Here is a 6359-nt window from a genome sequence, read left to right as displayed (position 1 = left end):
TACTATTTCGGTGTTCGGATTCAAGACGCCCGTTCCGTATCCCTTCGGTGATGAACGTACGGGCTATCTCGTCACAGACATGGACGGTGCGGTGAAGTGGGCGAAGGCACACGGTGCCGATGTCGTGGTCGATACGTTCCCTGACCCTATTGGTCGCGATGCAGTCATTTCGTGGCCGGGAGGTGTGCACATGCAGCTCTACTGGCATACGCAGGCTCCGAATTATGAGCCGCTCGAGACCGTTCCCGAGAACAGGGTATACGTTTCGCCAGGAAGGGCTGACGCGCTTATCAAGAACTGGGTGGCGTTCTCGAACGGGAAGATTCTGTCTGATAACCGCCATGCGCCGGGCGTTCAGATTGGACGCCCGAACGAGACGTTCCGGCTCGTTCGGCTGACGTCGGGTTTCGGCAACATGGCCGTCTTCGTAACAGACGGTCATCTACCGTACCCCTATGGCCACGAGATGACCGGGTATGAAGTGAAGGACTTTGGTGGCACATTGAAAAAGGCGCAGGCCGCTGGTGTCGTGGTTCTCGTAAAGCCTTTCGAAGCGGACCGGAGAGAATCTGCCATCGTCCAGTTCCCGGGGGGATACATTGCCGAGATTCATGCAACTGAGAAGTAGGGGAGCGTCACGACGAGGATAGAGTGCCGATAGACGAGAGGCTATCCTGACTAACGCTTCTTCAGAGAGTTCGCTATGAATGACGACAATCTGCTCTCGGCAACCGCGGGGTATGTCGACACCCTCAGCTTCGTCTCTCTGTTCGGGCTTTTCACGGCCCACGTGACGGGAAACTTCGTGCTTATTGGTGCTGCAGTCGCAGGGTACGGGCAGGGCATCTTCCTGAAGTTGATGGCATTCCCCGCGTTCATCTTTGGCGTTGCGCTAAGCAGCTTTATCATCCGCGGCCGCAGGCCTGAGACCCCGATGCGCGGCGCGTGCCTGCTTTACGCCGTCCAGGCACTGCTGCTTTTGGCATTTTGCATTTCAGGTGTCAATCTCGGGCCCGGATTCAACCCTGAGAGTTGGCCGGTGGTGGCGTGTGGAATGATTGGGGCGATTGCGATGGGCGTCCAGAATGCTCACAGCCGTCTCGTTGCGCGGCCCGGTGTGCCGAACACTGTCATGACCGGCAATGTCACCCAGGTCATTCTCGACGCGCTTGACCTGTGTTCGCCGCTCGTTGCGGGAGATGTAAAGGCAGTGGCACGAACGCGTGTCGTCAAAATGCTTCCTGCAATCATAGCGTTTGCGGTCGGCGCCACCGTCGGCGCTCTTGCGTACAAATTTTTTAGTTTCTGGGCTCTTCTGTTTCCTACAATCGCGCTCGCCTGGTTGGCAATGCGAGCATGGATGCACCGGAACGCGGTAGGTAATGCTGTCTCTTGAACATTCTCCAGCGCTTCGTCGTGTTCGGAGTGTCACCAGGAGCGTTTAACAGGGCGGGAGGGCCCGTGCGATGAGGCTCGCGGCACTTATAAGGTTTGCCGTTGCCGCGCTTGTGCTTATGCTTGGGCTCGGCGAGAAGACGCAGGCGGAAAGCGGGATGCAACCGTCTCAGCAAAGCGGCACACCGACAGAGACGTGTGACTCCAGGCGACCGGTCGTCATGTTCAATCGCTGGCAGGAAGACTGGTCCGTTCTCAAGAATCCCTGCATACCGCGCAAGCCACTCGACGGCCTTAAATATGTCCCACTCGGGAGCAACCCCTATTCATATATTTCGCTCGGTGCGAATTTACGCGAGCGCTTCGAGTTCAGCGGGACACCGCTTTTCGGGCTAGGCTCGGCAGGCTCCGATAGCTACGTGATTCAGCGAGCGCAAGTTCATGCTGACGCCCGCATCGGTCAATACCTGCAATTTTTTATCCAGTTCGAGGACGCAAGAGCCTTCGGTAAGGACCAGGTGAAGACGACAGACAAAAATCCGCTCGATTTGGAGCAGGCGTTCGTTGCCTGGGTGAGTCCGCTCGGCCCGGGAACGATAAAGTTGCGCATCGGGAGGCAGGAAATGGCCTTTGACTTGCAGAGATTTATCTCTGTGCGTGACGGTCCAAACGTGCGGCAGGCATACGATGCATTATGGGCGGACTACGAGTACGGGAAGTGGCGGTTCATCGGCTACGCGACGCGGCCGGTTCAGTACCGCGATGTCTCAGTATTCGACGACACGTCGAATCGCCATTTGACCTTTAGCGGCGTGCGTTTCGAACGTCAGGGCGTTGGGCCTGGAGACCTATCTGGATATTATTCGCTTTATACCCGTGCCGGTGCGCAACTCCTTGATGCGCAAGGCGATGAGCATCGCAATGTATTTGACCTGCGATATACGGGGAAAATCGCGGCCACAGATTGGGACGTGGAGTCGATGTACCAAACGGGCCACGTCGACGACAAGACGATTGCTGCATGGGCGGTTGGCTCGCTGTTTGGCTATACGCTCGATTCTCCCTGGAAGCCGCGGTTCGGTTTGCAGGTTGATGCTGCATCCGGTGACCGTCATTTGAACGACGGCCGCGTCGAGACCTTCAATCCGCTTTTCCCCAACGGTTATTACTTTACGTTGGCGGGCTACACGGGCTATGCAAACCTCATACATGTCAAGCCCTCGATTACGCTCAAACCGTCCAGCAAGCTAGCCTTGTTGTTTGCCGTTGGATTTCAGTGGCGGATGAGCACGAACGACGCCATTTATCAGCAGGGAAATGCTGTCGTCCCCGGTACTGCTGGCCACGGCACGCGATGGACTGGCACCTACGCACAAATACGTGCCGACTGGACGGTGGTGACCAACCTGATTGCAGCCATTGAGGCCGTTCATTTCCGGGTCGGAGATTCCATCCGCGAACTGGGCGCCAGCAACTCCGACTATGTTGGGCTGGAGTTGAAGTATGGCTGGTAGCTGGCGCGGGCGAGCCTCGGGGCCCGTATCGTGCGGAAAGAAAGAAGAGCTTCAAGATGCCTGTCTTAGCCGCGCTCGTGTTGCCAGGATTGCCCATGGATAACGTCCAGTTTTTCCACTACCTGCTAATGCTGATGGCGGGCGCGTGCGTTCTGACCTGGCTCGCGGACCGTGTGTCATTTCCTCGGGCGCTCGCGCTCCTGGTCGGCGGGTGTTGCGCAGCCCTCCTTGGAGGGCACTCTCTGGAGCTTGACCCTGGCCTTGTGCTCGCAGCAATCCTTCCGCCGTTGCTGATGTCCAGCGCGTTCTATGCCGCATGGGATGACTTTCGCCGGGAGACCGGCGCAATCATTTCGCTTGCACTGGGAGCCGTGCTGCTTACGACGGTTGTCGTCGCAGCCGTTGTCCACACGGTCAACCCATCTCTGCCGTGGAGCGCGTGCTTTGTTTTGGGCGCCATCGTGTCTCCGCCTGATGCAGTTGCGGCGAAGGCTATACTCCAGCGAAATCCGCTCCCAGGCAGGTTGGTCACGACACTGGAGGGGGAAAGCCTCGTCAACGATGCGTCCGGTCTGCTGCTGTACCAGATTGCCATTCTGTCCGCGTCCACAGCCAATATCACGCTGTCCAGGGGCGGCATTCTCTTTATCTCGCTGACTGCCATCGGGATTGCAATCGGGGCGCTCAGTGGCACTCTGATGACCTGGGTGATAGCCAGAATAAAAGACGTCGCTATCGGCATCACCGTAACTTTCGTCATGGCGTGGGCGAGCTACGCCCTCGCTGAGGAAATGGGCGGCTCTGGCGTGCTTTCGGTCGTGACGTGCGGACTGATATTGGGGATTTGCCAGCATCGGGTTTTCGGCGCCGGCATGCGTCTGAAGGCGAAAGCCACGTGGGAAGCTGTCGAGTTCATTCTCAACTCTCTGGTGTTCATCCTCATCGGGCTTGCGCTGCGCGGCATCCTGGCCCGCATGCAGCAGCAAGATTCGTTGCTGGTCGATGGCCTGAAGATGGCCATTCCCGCCATCATCGCCACCTTCATTGCGAGACTGGTGTGGGTAGGCGTCGCGATGTACGTTCCGGGGCAGCTGGTCAGAAAGACGAGGGTAGTTCGGGCCTGGTCGCTTCGCGAGTCTGTGATTCTCGTATGGGCGGGTATGCGCGGAGTGGTCAGTCTTGTGGCCGCACTCGCGTTACCCAACCATTTTCCCGCGCGCGACCTGATTATCTTCACCTCCTTCGCGCTTATCATTTCCACCCTGGTCGTCCAGGGCGGGACGTTATCGTTCTTGATTCGCCTCGTTCGAATTCGTCCGGTAACGCGAGGGACCATGTCTGAGTTCGAGGCGAGGTCAAAAACATTCAATGCGGCGCTGCAGGAGCTGGGAGCGAGAAAAGCTCGCAGCGGGGAGGCCGAGGACGTAGCACTCCAGCGGGTCCTGGACGAATACAAGGTTCGGGTAAGCAATAATGAGCGAGCCCATAGCGTAGGAGCCGAGCAGGTCCATGTGAGAGCGCGACAACTACGCCTGGAACTCGACATGGTGAGCGTGTCACGTCGGGACCTGTTAAAGCTCAAGGAAGCAGGGAGCATCGACGATGCGGTCCTGCATCGCATAGAAGCCGAACTAGACTTCGAAGAGCTGAGGCTCTTGCGCCTTCTGGAACCCTGACTGGAGCGTGCCGCGCCCACAGCCGGTGCGGCTGCTACTGCCGGCGCTTCCATCGTGGAGTTGCGAATTCTGGCGCTGCGAGCAAACCGAAAACCGCTGCGAAAGAGCCCGCGAGAGAGCCCGCGGCAGCGAACAAGGTACTGGCGAAAAATCTTGTTGGGGACGAACCAACAGCCGCGCTTTGCTCGCAATGTCTAGGAGGGATTCCCCCAGGGTCACTCATCCACCGTTCATTTCGCCCTAACTATCGTCACCCCATGCTTTCCAGGCAACGAACCTGGCTTTGGCGCGGGGATTATTTGCATTTGACGAATGTCGCGTTCGCTGGTTCTTCCATACCGCAATAGGGGCCCCGCGCATATCTTAGTGCCGTCGACAGTGATTCCCGCGCGCCTCGCACTGAAGAGACGCTCGACCAGACCTCGCGATTAACGTCGCACACAAAAAACATCGGCATCGGCTTGCGTGTGACGGCACCGGCGCACACCCAACGAACCAATGATTATGGAGACGGAAATGAAAGCAAACGAGTGGGACACCTTTTATGAATGGAAAGCGGTGACGCTGCTGGCCTTGGGTTTCGGCCTGGTCGGCCTCGACCGCTGGCTAATCGCACCGCTGTTTCCTTCAATGATGAAGGACCTCAACCTCACCGCACAGGATGTAGGCAACTGTATCGGGGTGCTTGGCCTGTCGTGGGGTGTCTTTGCCGCCCTTATGGGCGGCATTTCGGACAAGATTGGCCGCAGAAAAGTTCTCATTCCTGCAATCATTGCCTTTTCGCTGCTCTCGGGCTTCTCTGGACTTGCGGGCGGACTGTTTGGCCTGATTGCCATTCGCGGGCTGATGGGTGTCGCAGAGGGTTCCTTTTGCCCGACAAGCTTCGCAGCAACGGCTGATGCATCGCACCCCAGTCGCCGCGGCCTGAACCTCGGCCTGCAGCAGAGCGGGTTCGCGTTGTTCGGGTTGGCGTTGTCGCCAATCATCGCTACGCAGTTGCTCAATTTCGTGTCGTGGCGTTGGGTGTTCGCCCTCGTGGCTATCCCGGGCTTGATTCTCGGCGCCATGATGTTCTTCGTCATCCGCGAACCGAAGGTAGAGAAGGAGGTCGCCTCGGAGCACGCACCGGCATCCCTCGGTCATGTGCTCAAGAGCAGAAACATCCTTGTGGCTATGCTTGCTTTGTGCTGCGCGATGACCGGAGTGTTCGTTCTTGGCGCGCTCCTGCCGCTGTATCTCACGACCTACCTGTCCCTCGACACCCAGAAGATGGGCCTTGTAGTTTCGGCAATCGGGTTCGGTGGCTTCCTGGGGCAATTCGGGCTGCCCGGTCTTTCGGACCTCGTCGGCCGCCGCCTGGCAAGCATCGTGGGCTTCGCTGGGACGGCAGTGATGGTCTACATTTTCCGTGGTCTCGGACCGCAACCGCTCATGCTGTTTGCAGTGCTCTTCGTCGCATCGTTCTTCACGCTCGGCCTGGTTTCGCTTCTGTCTGGACCGGTGGCTACTGAGGCTGCGCCTATCGGGCTCGTCTCGACGTCAATTGGCGCCGTGGTCGGCGTAGGCGAAATCTTCGGCGGAGGTATTGCACCGGCGATGGGCGGCTATGTCGCTGCCCATTTCGGCATCCAGAACATCCTGTGGTTGCCAATGTGCGCCGTCGTCCTCGGCATCGTGGTCAGCATGCTCTTGAAAGAGACCGCGCCGGCCGTGCTGCAACGTCGTTCGGTCCTCCGACCGGAACTCGCGGCAGGCGAGCAACCCCGGTAATTGA

At 58.4% G+C, this 6359-nt stretch carries 5 protein-coding genes; all 5 read left to right on the top strand.

Annotated elements, in window-relative coordinates; genetic code table 11:
* Window positions 1–628: glyoxalase (locus tag J2W46_RS33505; protein ID WP_310360172.1), on the top strand; the 628-nt coding region annotated here is incomplete at its 5' end.
* A 75-nt stretch (window positions 629–703) separates the two neighbouring features.
* Window positions 704–1396 carry a YoaK family protein gene (locus J2W46_RS33500; RefSeq protein ID WP_310360170.1) on the top strand — a complete coding sequence of 231 codons (693 nt, stop codon included), beginning with the start codon at window positions 704–706 and terminating at the stop codon, window positions 1394–1396.
* A 70-nt stretch (window positions 1397–1466) separates the two neighbouring features.
* Window positions 1467–2909 (top strand): alginate export family protein, encoded by a 1443-nt coding sequence (locus J2W46_RS33495; protein ID WP_310360168.1) that lies wholly within the window; start codon window positions 1467–1469, stop codon window positions 2907–2909.
* A gap of 95 nt (window positions 2910–3004) precedes the next feature.
* Window positions 3005–4585 (top strand): cation:proton antiporter, encoded by a 1581-nt coding sequence (locus J2W46_RS33490; RefSeq protein ID WP_310360166.1) that lies wholly within the window; start codon window positions 3005–3007, stop codon window positions 4583–4585.
* A 516-nt stretch (window positions 4586–5101) separates the two neighbouring features.
* Window positions 5102–6355 (top strand): MFS transporter, encoded by a 1254-nt coding sequence (locus J2W46_RS33485; protein WP_310360164.1) that lies wholly within the window; start codon window positions 5102–5104, stop codon window positions 6353–6355.
* Window positions 6356–6359: the final 4 nt, after the last annotated feature.

Origin of the sequence: Paraburkholderia strydomiana, from assembly GCF_031456815.1 — a bacterium.
Classification (GTDB): Bacteria; Pseudomonadota; Gammaproteobacteria; order Burkholderiales; family Burkholderiaceae; genus Paraburkholderia; species Paraburkholderia caledonica.
This window is presented reverse-complemented; position numbering and strand designations above follow the sequence as displayed.

Bases quoted from the DNA above. Each gene is read 5' to 3' on its own strand.
- J2W46_RS33500 (WP_310360170.1), top strand. From the start codon at position 704: ATGAATGACGACAATCTGCTCTCGGCAACCGCGGGGTATGTCGACACC.
- J2W46_RS33490 (WP_310360166.1), top strand. From the start codon at position 3,005: ATGGATAACGTCCAGTTTTTCCACTACCTGCTAATGCTGATGGCGGGC.
- J2W46_RS33485 (WP_310360164.1), top strand. From the start codon at position 5,102: ATGAAAGCAAACGAGTGGGACACCTTTTATGAATGGAAAGCGGTGACG.
- J2W46_RS33495 (WP_310360168.1), top strand. From the start codon at position 1,467: ATGAGGCTCGCGGCACTTATAAGGTTTGCCGTTGCCGCGCTTGTGCTT.